Source organism: Amycolatopsis sp. NBC_00348 (assembly GCF_036114655.1).
Taxonomy (GTDB): domain Bacteria; phylum Actinomycetota; class Actinomycetes; order Mycobacteriales; family Pseudonocardiaceae; genus Amycolatopsis.
This window is the reverse complement of record NZ_CP107994.1, coordinates 5066915-5082822: the sequence shown is the minus strand read 5'-3', so window position 1 is coordinate 5082822 and position 15908 is coordinate 5066915. Positions and strand designations below refer to the sequence as shown.

Annotated in this window: 7 protein-coding genes; 5 read left to right on the top strand and 2 right to left on the bottom strand. The window is 73.6% G+C overall.

Annotated elements, in window-relative coordinates; all coding sequences use genetic code 11:
• Window positions 1-315 precede the first annotated feature (315 nt).
• Both OHS58_RS21540 and OHS58_RS21535 read left to right on the top strand, forming a co-directional pair.
• A complete protein-coding gene (locus tag OHS58_RS21540; RefSeq protein WP_247049330.1) occupies window positions 316-615 on the top strand; it encodes a hypothetical protein in 300 nt (99 codons plus the stop codon).
• On the top strand, window positions 612-3350 hold the full coding sequence (locus tag OHS58_RS21535) for a helix-turn-helix transcriptional regulator (protein WP_328649611.1): 2739 nt from the start codon (window positions 612-614) through the stop codon (window positions 3348-3350). The genes OHS58_RS21540 and OHS58_RS21535 overlap by 4 nt, the downstream gene beginning before the upstream one ends.
• A gap of 86 nt (window positions 3351-3436) precedes the next feature.
• Here the strand turns inward: OHS58_RS21535 and OHS58_RS21530 are convergent, their stop codons facing one another.
• On the bottom strand, window positions 3437-4642 hold the full coding sequence (locus OHS58_RS21530) for a macrolide family glycosyltransferase (RefSeq protein WP_328649610.1): 1206 nt from the start codon (window positions 4640-4642) through the stop codon (window positions 3437-3439).
• 57 nt (window positions 4643-4699) lie between these two features.
• Window positions 4700-5371 (bottom strand): VC0807 family protein, encoded by a 672-nt coding sequence (locus OHS58_RS21525; RefSeq protein WP_328649609.1) that lies wholly within the window; start codon window positions 5369-5371, stop codon window positions 4700-4702.
• 185 nt (window positions 5372-5556) lie between these two features.
• Between OHS58_RS21525 and OHS58_RS21520 the strand changes: the two genes are divergently transcribed.
• From OHS58_RS21520 to OHS58_RS21510, 3 genes are all read left to right on the top strand, one after another.
• Window positions 5557-6894 (top strand): sensor histidine kinase, encoded by a 1338-nt coding sequence (locus OHS58_RS21520; RefSeq protein ID WP_328649608.1) that lies wholly within the window; start codon window positions 5557-5559, stop codon window positions 6892-6894.
• Window positions 6858-7514 (top strand): response regulator transcription factor, encoded by a 657-nt coding sequence (locus OHS58_RS21515; RefSeq protein WP_323331878.1) that lies wholly within the window; start codon window positions 6858-6860, stop codon window positions 7512-7514. The genes OHS58_RS21520 and OHS58_RS21515 overlap by 37 nt, the downstream gene beginning before the upstream one ends.
• Window positions 7515-7797: 283 nt before the next feature.
• Window positions 7798-15885, top strand: a complete 8088-nt coding sequence (locus OHS58_RS21510; protein WP_328649841.1) for a type I polyketide synthase — start codon at window positions 7798-7800, stop codon at window positions 15883-15885.
• The last annotated feature ends 23 nt before the right edge of the window (window positions 15886-15908 follow it).

Genomic DNA, 15908 nt, shown 5'->3' with positions numbered 1-15908 from the left:
AGTACCCCCTCCACGCCGGAGCGTACACCGTGGTTAACACCCCGACCAGAGACGTACCCGGTGGTCGGAGGCCGTTCGGGTGGGCTCTGGCACCAAGGTGCGGAGGCATTTGGTGCCACCCCCGGGCCCTTCCGGGAGGCCCGCCCGGCGAGCCAAGCTGTGTCCAGCGAAAGCCGAACAACACACTGGGGACAGCATCATGAACGTTCAAGAAATCGCACAGCAGGCCGAGACTCCCGACGGTTTCGACTGGGACACCATCAAGAACATCATCAGCGGGCTGGGCTTCGGCCGCCCCTAGTACGGAGACTGCCCGTGTACATGGCAAGCGTCACACTTGCCGCATCGGGCGAGGCCACCCACCGCGAGCTGGACCCGCACGTACTGGTGGACCTGCTCTGGGCCCTCGCCGAGCCGGGGCTGGGAATCGAACACATGCGTGTCGCCACCGGCCCGGGTCGCATAGAAGTCGTTTTCTTCTCCACCGCGCCGGACGCGCATTCGGTCGCGATCACCGGAATTCATCTCTGCGAAACCGCCGTGTCATCCGCGCCGCAATTGCGCGGCTGGATCGTCGTGCCGATCGCGGGGAATGAGGGGCCTGGTCAGCAATGAAGTATGTCCATCATCGTGCGGAAATGTCCATTTTAGGGGAAATGTACGAAGGTGTCCGGCAGGGCCGGGGCCGGGTCGCGCTCATCGGCGGCCCGGTCGCCAGCGGGAAGACCAGCTTGCTCGGCAGGCTGGCCGACACGGCCCTGGAGTCCGGGGCCGTCGTCCTGCAGGCCATCGCGTCGGACTCCGAGCGGGACCTGCCGTTCGGCGTGCTCGGGCAGCTGGTGCAGAGCCCGGCCGTGCCGGCCGGGGCGGCCGACGAGTTCGCCGCGCTGCTCGAAGCCGGCGCAACCACCCTCGCGGGGGACCCGGGGGCGGCGCGGCAGCACATCTCCCGGGCGGTGGCCGCCGCCCTGCTCAAGCTTTCCCGCACGGCGCCGGTGGTGCTGGTCGTCGACGACCTGCACCACGCCGACGAGGATTCGCTGCACTGCCTGCTCTTCCTGATGGTGCGGATCCGCTCCGCCCGGATCCTGGTCGCGCTGGGGGAGCGCACCAGCGACCGGTCGGTCGGCCCGGCGTTCGACGCCGAGCTGGTGCGGCTGCCGCACTGCCGCCGCATCCGGCTGACGACGCTGCCCGCGGACGGCGTGGTCGAGCTGGTCACCGGCGAGCTCGGCGCGGACGCCGCCCGGCTGCTCGCCCCCGCCTACCACGAGCTCACCGGCGGCAACCTGCTGCTGGTGCACGCCCTGTTCGAAGACCACCGGACGGCGGGCGGCCCGGCCGAGCCGTCGCCGGGGTTCGCCTTCCGCAACGCGGTCCTGAGCTGCCTGCGCAGCAGCGGCCCGCTCGCGCTGGACCTCGCCGCGGCGGTCGCCGTGCTGGCCGGCGCGGCCGACGCCGACCGGGCGGCCGACCTGGCCGGGGCCGGTACGGACGAAGCGGTCCGGGTGCTCGGCGACCTCGAAGCCGCCGGGATCCTGGCCGGCGGCCGCTTCCGGCACCCGGCCGGCGCGGCCGCGGTGCTGGAGGCCATCGAACCGGGCCGGCGGGCCCGGCTGCGCCGCCGGGCCGCCCGGCTGCTGTACGAAGCGGGGGCCGAGAGCCGCAGCGTCGCGGAAATGCTCGTCGCCTCCGAAGACCTCGACGAGCCGTGGGTCGCCACCGTGCTCCGCAGCGCCGCGGAGCTCGCGCTGGCCGAGGACGACGTCGAAAAGGTCGTCCGCTACCTCGAACCGATGAGCCGGCTGGGTGACGACGCCCAGCGGGTCGCCGTCACCACCCTGCTCGCCGACGCCGAATGGCGGGTCTCCCCGGTCGCGGCCGAACGGCGGATCCGCGCGCTGGCCGCCGACATCGGCGGCGTCGCGAACGGCCCCGGGCCGCTGCGCCACCTGTTGTGGCACGGCGAAGCCGAGGAAGCGGTCGAGGGGTTCGGCAAACAGATCGAGAACACCGGGATGTCGCTCGACGCCGAGGCCCTGTGCCTGGCCGTGGCGTGCACCCACCCGGCACTCGCCGCCCGGCTGCCGGTCCCGGCCCGGGCCGCGGGCACCCGGCCGGTGCCCAGCGGCACGGTCGTCGACACGCAGTGGCGCGCCGCCCGGATCCTCAAGGCGGTCCTGCGGGGCCGTTACGGGGACAACGTCGTCGTCGCCGTCGAGCAGATCCTGCAGAGCACCCGGCTGGCCGACGCCACGGTCCAGCCGCTGACCTTCGCGTTGCGCGCGTTGATGTACGCGGGCAGCACCGACCGGGCCCTGCCCTGGTGCGAACGGCTGCTGGAAGAGTCGGCCAAGCGCCGGGCCCCGGCCTGGCAGGCGGTGTTCAGCGCACTGCGGGCGGAGATCGCCGTGCGGCAGGGCGGTCTCCCGGCCGCGCTGGAACACGGCGCGAAGGCCCTCGCCCTGATCTCGGCGTCGAGCTGGGGCGTGGCGATCGGGTCGCCGCTGGCGAGCATGATCCGGGCGCGCACCGAGATGGGGGCGCACGAGGAGGCCGAAGCGCTGATCGCCCAGCCGGTGCCGGCCGCGATGATGCGGACCGTGCACGCGCTGCCCTACCTCTACGCCCGCGGCCGGCACCACCTGGCCACGGACCAGGTGTACGCGGCGCTGCGGGACTTCATGGCGGCGGGCGAGCTGATGACGGCGTGGGGGATCGACCTGCCGGCACTGGTGCCGTGGCGGGCCGGCTGCGCCGAGGCCTACCAGCGGATCGGCGACCGGGCCAAGGCGGCCGAACTGGTGGACGCCCAGCTCAACCTGGTCAGCGAGAGCAACTCCGCCGCGCTCGGGGCGACGTTGCGGGTGCTGGCGAACACGCACGAGCTGGCCGACCGGCCGCCGATGCTCAAGAAGGCCGTCGACGAGATCCAGGCCGGCGGGGACCGGCTGGAGCTGGCGAAGGTGCTGGCGGACCTGGGGCGCACGCACCACGAGCTGAACGAGACCAGCCGCGCCCGGATGGTGGTCCGCCGGGCCTGGCACGTGGCGCAGGACTGCCGGGCCGACGCGGTGTGCCGGGAGCTGCAGCCGCACATGTCCGCCGAGGACCTCAAGCCGGCGGGCGTACCCGGCGAAACGGACCGGCTCGCGCTGCTCACCTCGGCCGAGTACCGCACCGCCGCGCTGGCGCGGCACGGCTACACCAACCGCGAGATCGCCCGGAAGCTGTTCATCACGGTGTCCACCGTGGAGCAGCACCTGACCCGCACCTACCGGAAACTCAAGGTCGGCAACCGCGCCGACCTGCCCGCCGGGCTCGAGCCGACCGTCGCCGGTACGGCTTGACCGTGGCCCCCTCCCGGCCACGGTCGCCCCGATGCCCGGTCACGACTCCCCAGCGTGACCGGGCATTCCGGCGTTCCGTGCCCGGGTCAGCGAGCCGCGGTCTCGGCGTAGTTCTCCAGCTTGTCCGCGGCGGTCCGGGTGCCGCCGGCTTCGCGGACGCGGCGGCTCTCCGCACGGAGGCGGGCCCGCAGCGCGTCGTCGGCGAGCACGGCTTCGACGGCCTCGCGCAGGCTCTCCGGGCTGACCTCGTCGCGGTCCAGGGCCCGGCCGAGGCCCAGCTCGGCGATCCGCCGGGCGACGACGTCCTGCTCGGGCATCTGCGGCACCGCGACCAGCGGCGTGCCGAAGTACAGCGACTCCATCGTGCTGCCCATCCCGGCGTGGCAGACGAACGCGGACGCGTGGCGCAGCACGGAAAGCTGCGGGACCCGGGCGTGCACCTCGACGTTCGGCGGCAGCTCGCCGAGCGCCGAGACCGGCACGCGGTCCCCGATCGCCATCACGACGTGCACCGGCCGGCCGGCGAAGGCGGCCACGCAGGCGCGGAAGAACTCGGGGCGCAGGTTGTGCGCCGTGCCGAGCGAGACGTAGACGACCGGCAGGCCGGTCTCCGGCGGCGTCCAGTCACCCTGGAACCCGCGTTCGGACAGGCACGGCCCGACGAAGCCGAAGCGCTCGTCGAAGGTGTCGCCGGCGTACTGGAACTCGCGGGTCAGGAAGACCAGCCGCGGCTCGTCCGGCTCGCCGCGCGTGATGTCCTCGGGGGTGACGTCCGCGAACCCGTTGCGGGACAGGAACTCGGTGAACTCGGCGTGGAAGGCGGCGGTGGCCGGGTGCTCGGCGGCGACGCCGGCGATGCGCTCGGCCTCCTCGGCCACGGAGTACTCGGTGTTGGCGGCGAAGGTAGGGAACAGCTCCAGCGTCGGCCGGTCCCAGCGGCGCCCGAGCATCCGGGCGAGCGGGTACATCGTGACGTCGTAGGCGATGACGTCCGGCAGGTCGCCGTCGAAGTGCTTCAGCAGCGCCGGGGCCAGCTGCGCGCTCTCCCGCAGCAGGATCAGCGGCAGCCAGGCGACGTCGTCGGCGGTGACCTCCTTGCCGGGGTGGGCCGAGGCGAGCGTGGTGTCGACGACGAGGACGTCCGCGCCGGCGGCCCGCAGCGCGGGGGCGAACTCGGCGGTGGCGGCGTAGGTGACCCGGTGGCCGCGGCCGACGAGCTCGGCCACGACCGCGATGGTGGGGTTGACGTGCCCGTGGGCGGGGATGGTGACGAACGCGAAATGGCGGGACATGGTCTGCTTCCTTTTCGGAGGTTTCGTCCGGATCACCGGCGGGCGGGGCGGGGTGGCTCAGGCGGTGACGGCGCCGGCGGTGGCGCTCTTCTTCTTGTCGCCGATCAGGCCGGTGCGCTGGCCGTAGACCTGGCCGAAGATCTGCAGGCCGACGAAGAGCACGGCGTACTGCGCGCCACCGAGGCCCGGGACCAGGTCGACCGGCAGGGTGTAGGCCATGACCCCGCGGACGACGGCGTCGAGCACGAGCGCGATGCCCCAGGCGGCGGTGACCACGCGCATGCCGTGGCGGAAGCTCTCCGACGTGGCGAACCGGTGCGTCCAGGTGTCTTCCGGCGTCTTCGCCTTGGCGTCGGCGATCGGCCGCGCGGCCTCGTAGATGAACGGGCGGTTCGTGCGGAGCGTGCCGAGCAGCCACAGGCCGGCGACGGCGGTCAGCCAGCCGTCCTTGGCCAGCAGGAACCGCTCGCTGCCGGTGAGGAAGGACGCGGCGACGCTCAGCAGCAGGATGGTCAGGGTGAACAGCGCCAGGCCGCCGACCTTGCGGGTCCGCACGACCTGCCAGATCACGTGGACCAGGGGCGCGGCCCCGCCGGCGAGCAGGGCGAGCAGCTGGTCGACGCCGGCGGCGCGGAGGCCGTAGTAGAGGGCGATCGGGGCGACGAGGTCGACGACCAGGTTGGTCACGATCGCGCCGGCGGCGCTGGTCTTCGGGGCGGTGGTGGTCATCGGGTTCTCCCAGGTCGTCGGTGGTGTGTTTCCAACGTAGAAGGGAGTGGATCTCGTCAGAACCCCTCTTCTACCCCGACCGGGGTGGAGTTTTCTTTATGCGGGCAGGGGTGGTATCCGTCTCCGCCCGGCCACGCTCCGTGAGTCAGACTGACCGGGTGGGCTCGCCCGGAGGAGGAACCGACATGAGTGACACGGCGGTCGCCGTCGGCGCACCCGTGGCCACCCGGCTGCGGCGCGCGCCGCGGGACCTCGCGCGCGGCGCCGCGCTCGGCCTGCTCAGCCTGGGCGAAGCGGCGCTCGCGGTCGGCACCCTGCTGTCGCTGGTGCTGTGGTTCGGGCTCGGGATGTTCCCGCTGTTCCTGCTGATCACGGTGCTGATCCGGCGGATCGCGAACACCGCGCGCGAGCTGGCCGGGCGCTGGTCCGGGGTGCCCGTGGCGGTGCCGTACCGGCCGCGGCCGCGGCTCGAACGCACCGAGCACGGCTGGTACTGGAGCGGGAAGGACTACCACAAGCGCCGCTGGTTCGCGGCGGTGTCGCTGCGGGTCCGCTGGATCTGGGGCGACCCGGCGACCTGGCGCGACCTGGCCTGGCTGCTGGCCGACCCGGTGGTCGGCGGCGCGCTCGCGGCGTTCCCGGTGCTGCTGGTGCTGACCGGGCTGACCGGGGTGCTGCTGGCGGTGGGACAGGCGGCCGGGGTCGTCGGCGAGCTCGCGTGGCTGGGCGGCACGGAGGTGCCGCTGCAGATCGCCGTCGGGCTCGCGTGCGTCGCGGCCGGGGCCGCCTTCGCCGGCCCGCTGCTGCGGCTGCACGGCGAATGGACGTCGCTGCTGCTGAAGCCGGGACGGCGGGGCAAGCTCAACGACCGCGTCCGGCAGCTGACCCGCACCCGCGCGGACGCGCTGGCCACGCAGGCCGCCGAGCTGCGCCGGATCGAGCGCGACCTGCACGACGGTGCCCAGGCGCGGCTGGTCGCGATGCGGATGAAGCTGGCCGCGCTGTCGCAGTTCATCGACCGCGACCCGGACCGGGCCAAGGAGCTGGTGCTCGAGCTGCGGGACTCCTCGAGCAAGGCCCTGCAGGAGCTGCGGGACCTGGTGCACGGCATCCACCCGCCGGTGCTCGCCGAGCGCGGGCTGCGGGACGCGCTGCGGGCGTTCGTGCTCGACCTGCCGCTGGACGCGAACGTCGACATCGAGCTGCCCGGCCGGTTCGAGCCGGCGGTGGAGGCGGCGGTCTACTTCAGCGTGTGCGAGGCGCTGGCCAACGTCGTCAAGCACGCGCAGACCCGGGACGTCACCGTGCGGCTGCGGTTCGACGACGGGCTGCTGGCCGGCGCGGTGGTGGACGAAGGCCGCGGCGGGGCCGATCTCGCCGCCGGGTCCGGGTTGCGCGGGATCGCCCAAAGACTGGAAGCGTTCGACGGTAGTCTGGGCGTCGTCAGCCGGCCCGGCGGACCGACCCGCGTGAGTTTGGAGATCCCGTGCGCGTTGTGCTCGCCGAAGACCTCGCTCTCCTGAGGGACGGCTTGACACTGCTGCTGCAGTCGCACGGTTTCGACATCGTCGCCGCGGTGGAAACCGGGCCCGAACTGCTGAAGGCGCTGCTGGAGCACCGCCCCGACGTCGCTGTGGTCGACGTCCGGCTGCCGCCGAGCTTCACCGACGAAGGCCTGCAGGCCGCGCTGGCCGCGCGCAAGCAGGTGCCCGGGCTGCCCGTGCTCGTGTTGTCCCAGCACGTGGAACAGTTGTACGCCAACGAACTCCTGCAGGACGGCGCCGGCGGCGTCGGCTACCTGCTGAAGGACCGCGTCGGCGACGCCGAGGAGTTCGTCGAGGCGGTGCGGCGGGTCGCGGCCGGCGGCACCGCGATGGACGCGACGGTGATCGCGAAGCTGCTGGCGCGCCAAGCGCGCAACGAGCCCTTCGAGACGCTCAGCCCGCGCGAGCGCGAAGTGCTGGAGATGATGGCCGAGGGCCGGTCGAACGCCGGCATCGCGCAGAGCCTCAACTTCAGCGACGGCACGGTCGGCAAGCACATCTCGAACATCTTCACCAAGCTGAACCTGCCACCGTCCAATGACGACAACCGGCGGGTGCTCGCGGTGCTGACCTACCTCAACCGCGGCAAGGCCGTCTGACCCTCGGGCCTGAACGCCCTGAAGGGCACCCTCAGGGACCGGAAGTCCCTGAGGGGCACCTTCAGGGCGTTTTCCCTTGTCCCGCCGGGTGACGTGCAGGGTGCTAGGGGCCCCGTTAGGGGTTTCTGGCCCGCTCCGGGCTCAGTAGCGTTTTGCCTGCTCACGACGAACGTCGGGCGTTTGCGCGCCGCGTGACGGGCTTCGTCGCGGCTGCTCCTGCCCGTCCGCGATCTGTGGAGGACTCGCCTTGTCCAAGCTTGAGTTCGGCATCGCGATCGTCGGCATGGCCTGCCGGCTGCCCGCCGCGCCGGGGCCGGGGGCGTACTGGGACCTGCTGCGCCGTGGCCGGCACGCGATCACCGAGACCCCGCCCGAACGCTGGACCGGACCGGACGACGCGCCCGGGATCGGGTACGGCGCTTTCCTCGACGACGTAGCGGGCTTCGACGCCGCCTTCTTCGGTGTCTCCCCGCGCGAGGCCGCGGTGATGGACCCGCAGCAGCGGCTGATGCTGGAGCTGAGCTGGGAGGCCCTGGAGGACGCCGGCCTGCCGCCGGCCCGCCTCGACGGCGAGAACGCGGGCGTGTTCTTCGGGGCCATCTGGGACGACTACGCGCACCTGCTCACCGAACACGGCGTCAGCACCCAGCACTCGCTGACCGGCGGGCACCGCGGCGTCATCGCCAACCGCGTCTCCTACACCCTCGGGCTGCGCGGGCCGAGCCTGGTCGTCGACTGTGGACAGTCGTCGTCGCTGGTCGCGGTGCACCTGGCCTGCGAAAGCCTGCGCCGCGGCGAATCCGCGGTGGCACTCGCGGGCGGCGTCAACCTGAACCTGATCGCGGCCAGCGCGGTCGGCGCGTCCCGCTTCGGCGGGCTGTCCCCGGACGGCCGCTGCTTCACCTTCGACGCCCGCGCCAACGGCTACGTGCGCGGCGAAGGCGGCGGCCTGGTCGTGCTGCGCCCGCTCGCCGACGCCCTCGCCGACGGCGACCGCGTCTACGGCGTCATCCGCGGCACGGCCGTCAACAACGGCGGCACCGCGGAAACCCTGACCACACCGAGTGAATCCGCGCAGCGCGAAGTGCTGCGGCTGGCGCACGAGCGGGCCGGCACCGAGCCGGGCGACGTCGAGTACGTCGAGCTGCACGGCACCGGCACGCGCGTCGGCGACCCGATCGAGGCCGCTGCGCTCGGCGCGGTGATCGGCACGGCCCGCGCGGACGGCGCCCCGCTGCTCGTCGGGTCGGCCAAGACCAACGTCGGCCACCTGGAAGGCGCCGCGGGCATCACCGGGCTGCTGAAGGCGGTGCTGTGCCTGTGGCACGGCGAGATCGCGCCGAGCCTCAACTTCACCGCGCCGAACCCGGACATCCCCCTCGACACGCTGAACCTGCGCGTGACGACCGAGGCCACACCGTGGACCGGGCCGAACCGGCTGGCCGGCGTCAGCTCGTTCGGCATGGGCGGCACCAACTGCCACGTCGTGCTCGCCGCGGCCCCGGCTCCGGCACACCGGACGAGCGGCGGCGACCCGCTGCCGCTCGTGCTGTCCGCCCGGTCGCCGGAAGCACTGGCCGTGCAGGCGAAATCGCTGTGGGACCGGCTGGCCGCGCACGACCCGGTCGACGTCGGGTACTCCCTGACGACGACGCGCGCGTCCCTCGACCACCGCGCCGTGGTCGTGCCGGACGGCGACCTCGCGGGGGCGCTCGACGTCCTCGCCGCCGGCGGTTCGTCGCGGTCGGTCGTCCGCGGGACCACGCGCGACGCACGTCCGGTCGCCTTCCTGTTCTCCGGCCAGGGCAGCCAGCGAACCGGCGCGGGACAAGGGCTTTACGCGACCCAGCCGGTCTTCGCGGCCGCACTCGACGACGTCTGCGCCCGCTTCGACCGCCACCTCGACGTGCCGCTGCGCGACGTCCTGTTCGAGCCCACCGAACTCCTCGACCGAACGCGGTATACGCAACCGGCGTTGTTCGCCCTCGAAGTGGCCCTGTTCCGGCTGCTGGAAAGCCGCGGTGCACGCCCGTCCGTCCTTTTGGGACACTCGATTGGCGAGCTGGCCGCGGCCCACGTCTCCGGCGTGCTCTCCCTCGACGACGCGGCCGAGCTGGTGGCCGCCCGCGGCCGGCTGATGGACGCGCTGCCGGGCGGCGGCGCGATGCTCGCCGTCGAGGCCACCGAGGCGGAAGCGCTTTCCGCACTGACTCCCGCGGTGTCGATCGCCGCGGTCAACGGGCCGCAGGCGGTGGTGCTGTCCGGAGACGCGGACGCCGTCACCGCGCTGGCGGACCATTTCACCGCGCTGGGGCGCAAGACCAAGCGGCTGACGGTCAGCCACGCGTTCCACTCGCCGCACATGGACGCGATGCTCGACGACTTCCACGCGGTCGTCGCGCGGCTGACTTTCGCGCCGCCGCGGATCCCGATCGTTTCCACCCTCACCGGCCGTCTCGCCACCGCCGAGGAACTCGCCGACCCGGGTTACTGGACGCGGCACGTGCGTGAATCGGTCCGTTTCGCTGACGCCGTAAGCGCCGTCGGCGACGCTGTGTTCGTCGAGCTGGGCCCGGACGGCGTGCTGTGCGCGATGGCGCGCGAGTGCGTCTCCGGCACCTTCGCCGCCGCCCTGCGCCGGGACCGCGACGAGACGTTCACCCTCCACCACGTCCTGGCGCAGCTGCACGTCCACGGCGCCGACGTCGACTGGGCCGCGGTCTACGGCGACCGCGGCAACCGCGTCGACCTGCCGACCTACCCGTTCCAGCGCGTCCGGCACTGGTTCGACGGCCCCGCGCGTCCGCCGGCCCCGGCCGTCGAGCGGTCGTGGGCGCAGCGGGTCGCGGACCTGCCCGCCGCCGAGCGCGACCGCCGCCTCGGCGACGTCGTCCGCGCGGGTGTCGCGGTGGTGCTCGACTACGCCGGCGTGACCGACGTCGACCCGGAGCGGACGTTCAAGGAGCTCGGCATCGACTCGCTCACCGCGGTCGAGCTGCGGGACCACCTCGGCCAGGTGACCGGCCTGCGGCTCGGCAGCGGCGTGCTGTTCGACCACCCGACGCCGGCGGCGCTCGCCCGGCACCTGGAAACCGAGCTGTCCGACGCTCCGCAGGCCACCGCGGAGACCGTGGCCGTCAGCGACGAGCCGATCGCCATCGTGGCGATGAGCTGCCGTTACCCCGGCGGCGTCCGGACCCCCGAAGACCTGTGGCACCTGGTCGCCGAGGGCGTCGACGCGATCGGCGGCTTCCCGGCCGACCGCGGCTGGGACCTCGACGGGCTCTACGACCCGGACCCGGAACACGCCGGCACGACCTACGCCCGCGGTGGCGGGTTCCTCGACGGCGTCGCGGACTTCGATCCGGCGTTCTTCGGCATTTCGCCGCGGGAAGCCGTCGCGATGGACCCGCAGCAGCGGATCCTGCTGGAACTGACCTGGGAGGCGCTCGAACGCGGCGGTCTCGACCCGGCCGGGCTGCGCGGCACGCCGACCGGGGTCTTCGTCGGCGCCATGGCGACCGACTACGGCCCGCGGCTGCACGAAGCGGCGGGCGGCGCCGACGGCTACCTGCTCACCGGCACCACCGGCAGTGTCGTCTCCGGCCGGCTGGCCTACACGTTCGGCCTCGAAGGACCCGCGGTCACCGTCGACACGGCCTGTTCGTCGTCGCTGGTCGCGCTGCACTGGGCGGCGCAGGCGCTGCGCGGCGGCGAGTGCTCGCTGGCCCTGGCCGCCGGGGTCGCCGTGATGTCGCAGCCCGGCATGTTCATCGAGTTCTCCCGTCAGCGCGGGCTGTCCGCCGACGGCCGCTGCAAGGCGTTCTCCGCCGCGGCGGACGGCACCGGCTGGGCCGAGGGCGCCGGAGTCCTGGTGCTGGAACGGCTTTCCGACGCCCAGCGCCACGGCCACCAGGTCCTGGCCGTGCTGCGCGGCTCGGCGGTCAACTCCGACGGCGCGTCCAACGGTCTCACCGCGCCCAACGGCCCGTCGCAGCAACGCGTCATCCGCCGCGCGCTCGCCGCCGCCAGACTGTCCACTTCGGACGTCGACGCCGTCGAGGCGCACGGCACCGGGACGACCCTGGGCGACCCGATCGAGGCCGACGCGCTGATCGCGACCTACGGCCGGAACCGCGAGACGCCGCTGTGGCTGGGATCGCTGAAGTCCAACATCGGGCACACACAGGCGGCCGCGGGCATCGGCGGCGTGATCAAGATGGTCCAGGCCCTGCGCCACGACGTCCTCCCGCGCACGTTGCACGTGGACGAGCCGACGCCGCACATCGACTGGTCCGCCGGAACCGTCGCCCTGCTCACCGAGACCCGGCCGTGGCCCGAGACCGACCGGCCACGCCGGGCCGCGGTGTCGTCCTTCGGCGTCAGCGGCACCAACGCCCACGCCGTCCTCGAACAGGCCCCCGTGACCGACGCGCCGGAGAGCGCTTCCGGCCCGGCGCCGGTCGTGCTGTCCGCGCGAACCGAGGGTGAACTGCGAGACCAGGCGAAGAACCTCCTGGCTTACCTGGCGGACGCGACGGTGTCCGATGTGGACATCGCGCACACACTGACGTCGACGCGGGCGCGGTTCCCGCAGCGCGCCGTGCTGCTCGGCACCGATCTCCGGGACCAGCTGCGCACCCTGGCCGACGGCGGCAGCTCGCCCGACGTCGTCACGGGTTCGGTGCGCGGCTCCGGGCGGACGGCGTTCGTCTTCCCGGGCCAGGGCTCGCAGTGGGCCGGGATGGCGGTCGAGCTGGCCGGGTCGTCACCCGCGTTCGCGGCGCGGCTCGACGAGTGCGCGGACGCGCTGGCGTCCCATGTGGACTGGTCGCTGCTCGACGTCCTGCGCGGCGTCGAGGGCGCGCCGGGCTTTGACCGCGTCGACGTGGTCCAGCCGGTGCTGTGGGCGGTGATGGTCTCGCTGGCCGCGCTGTGGCGCGCGCACGGCGTCGAGCCGTCGGCCGTAGTCGGGCACTCGCAGGGTGAGATCGCGGCGGCGGTCGTCGCCGGTGCGCTATCCCTTGAGGACGGCGCGCTGGTCGTCGCGTTGCGCAGCAAGGCGATCCTCGCTCTGGCCGGACGTGGCGGGATGGTCTCGATCCCCCTGCCGCACGACGAAGTGGCCGCGCTGATCGACGACCGGATCTCGGTCGCGGCGGTCAACGGTCCGCGGTCCACCGTGGTCTCGGGGGACGCCGACGCGCTCGACGAGCTGGTGAACCGCTGCGAGGCCCAGGAAATCCGCGCGAAGCGGATTCCGGTGGACTACGCGTCCCACTCGGCGCACGTGGCCTCCCTGGAAACCGAACTCCTGGACGTCCTGGCCCCGATCCGGCCGCGCGCCGCGGAGGTGCCGTTCTACTCGACCGTCACCGGCGAACCGCTCGACACGACGGTGATGGACGCCCGGTACTGGTACGAGAACCTGCGCAACACGGTCCGGTTCGAAGCGGTCGTGCGCCTGCTCGCCGAGCGCGGCCACTCGGTGTTCGTCGAATGCAGCCCGCACCCCGTCCTCACCATCGGCGTCCAGGACACAGTGGACGAACTCGGCGCGGACGCGGTCGCCGTCGGCACCCTGCGACGCGACGACGGCGGCCCGGCCCGGTTCCTCACCGCGCTGGCGCAGGCCCACGTCTGCGGCGCCGCCCCGGACTGGAGCACGGTCCTTTCCCGCGGTCGCGTCGTCGAAGACCTGCCGACGTATCCCTTCCAGCGGCAGCGGTTCTGGCTCGAAGCCGCGGCTGGCGCGGGCGAACTGTCCTCGGCCGGCCTCGGCGCGGCCGGGCACCCGCTGCTCGGCGCCGCCGTCCGGCTCGCCGGCACCGGCGGCCTGCTCTACACCGGACGGCTGGCCCGGCGAACCCACCCCTGGCTGGCCGACCACGCGGTGTTCGACACCGTGCTGCTGCCCGGCACCGCGTTCGTCGAGCTGGCGGTGCGCGCGGCCGAGGACACCGGCTGCGACACACTCGAAGAGCTGACCCTGGAGGGCCCGCTGCTCCTGCCGGAGCGCGGCGCGGTCACCGTGCAGGTCGCGGTCGCGCCGGCCGACGACGACGGCCGCCACGCGATCACCTTCCACTCTCGCCAGGACGATCAGGGCGACTGGACCCGGCACGCGACCGGCGTCCTCGGCCCGTCGTCGGCGACCGGGACCGCGCTGACCGCGTGGCCGCCGGCGGCCGAGCCGATCGACGTCGACGCGCTCTACCAGGACCTCGCGGACGCCGGGTTCGGCTACGGCCCGGTGTTCCAGGGCCTGCGCGCGGCCTGGCGCGCCGGCCGGGACGTCTACGCCGAGGTGGTCCTGCCGACCGACGACGCCGCCCGGTTCGGGCTGCACCCGGCCCTGCTCGACGCCGCACTCCACGCCGCCGGCCACGACGTCCTGATCGGCGCCGACGGCACGAGCAGCATCCCGTTCTCCTGGCGCGGCGTCACACTGCACCGCAGCGGCGCGATCGCGGTGCGCGTCCGGCTGACCGTGGGGGAGGGGGAACTCGCACTCGCCGTGGCCGACGAGACCGGCGCCCCGGTGGCCACAGTGGACTCCCTGCTGCTGCGCCCACTGACGCGGACTCTCACCGGCGCCGCACCCGACTCACTGTTCCGAGTGGACTGGACCGAACTCGAACCGTCCGAAGCAGACTCCACTGTCCTTCGTTGTGACGATCTCGACGAGCTGGAAGCGCCGGAGGGTTTTGTCGTCGTCCGGGTCGCCCCGGAGCCGGAAGACCTGGCCGAGCGGGCCCACGCGGCCGCCGCCCACGCGCTGGACCTGGCCCGGCGGTGGACGTCCGACGAGCGTTTCGCGGCGGCCAAGCTGGTCCTGCTGACCTCGGGCGCCCGGGCGGACGACCCGGCGGGGGCGGCGGTCTGGGGCCTGATCCGCGCGGCGCAGTCCGAGCACCCCGGCCGGTTCGTCCTCGCCGACGTCGCCCCGGGCGAGGACGACCTCCTGCCGCGGGCGGTCGCGTCGGGGGAGCCGCAGCTCGCGGTGCAGGCCGGTACGACGTACGTGCCGCGGCTGCGCCGGGTCAAACCGGCCGACGGCGACCTGCCGGTGTTCGACGGCACGGTCCTCGTCACCGGCGGCACCGGCACGCTCGGCGCACTGCTCGCCGAGCACCTGATCACCGGGCACGGCGTCCGCGACCTGGTACTGACCAGCCGGAAGGGCCCGGACGCACCGGGCGCGCCGGAGCTGGCCGAGCGGCTGCGCGGACTCGGCGCCGACGTCACGATCGCCGCCTGCGACGCCGCCGACCGCACGGCTCTGGCGAGCCTGCTCGACGGGCTGCCCGACCTCACCGGCGTGGTCCACGCGGCCGGGGTGCTCGACGACGGCGTCCTCGCCTCGCTGACCCCCGAGCGGCTGGCCGCCGTCCTGCGGCCGAAGGTCGACGCGGCCGTCCACCTGGACGAGCTGACCGCGGACCGGCCGCTCACGGCGTTCGTGCTGTTCTCCTCGGTCGCCGCGACGCTCGGCACCGCCGGGCAGGGCAACTACGCCGCGGCCAACGCGTTCCTGGACGCGCTCGCCGCGCGGCGCCGCGCCCAAGGACGGCCCGGCACCGCGCTGGCCTGGGGTTTCTGGGCCGAGCGCAGCGGCATGACCGGGCACCTCGCCGCCGCCGACCTGAGCCGGATGACCCGGTCCGGCGTGGGCGCGCTGCCCAGCGTCGAAGGGCTCGCACTGTTCGACGTCGCACTGCGCCAGGCCGACGCCACACTCGTCCCGGCCCGGCTGGACCTGGCCACGCTCCGGGCCCGCGCCGGCGGGGACGTCCCGCCGCTGCTGCGGGAGCTGATCCGGACCCGCTCCCGCCGGGCCGACGAGCTGGCGAGCACCGCCTCCCTGGCCGGCCGCTTGGCGGCGGTCCCGGACACGGACCGGCCGCAGCTGGCGCTGGACGCCGTGCTGGCCGAGACCGCGACCGTGCTCGGCTTCGCCTCGGCCGCGACGATCGACGGCGACCAGGCGTTCAAGGAGATCGGCTTCGACTCGCTGACCGCGGTCGAACTGCGCAACCGGCTCACCGCGGCCCTCGGCCTGCGCCTGCCGGTGACGCTGATCTTCGACCACCCGACACCGCGCGCGCTGGCCGGCTACGTGCTGACCGAGCTGGCACCGGCCGCACCGGCGGTGTCGGACCTGCCGGTGCTGGCGCAGCTGGACCACCTGCGCGGCGCACTGTCCACAGTGGACTCCGGCGACCCGGACCGCGTGCGGATCACCGCGCGGCTGCGGGCCCTGCTGGCCGAATGGACCGACGACGAGCACCCGGCGGACAACGTCGAGATCGACACCGCCGACGACGATGCGATGTTCGCGCTGATCGACAGCGAACTCGGGACTGTGTGAGGGATGGGCGACATGCCGACGGG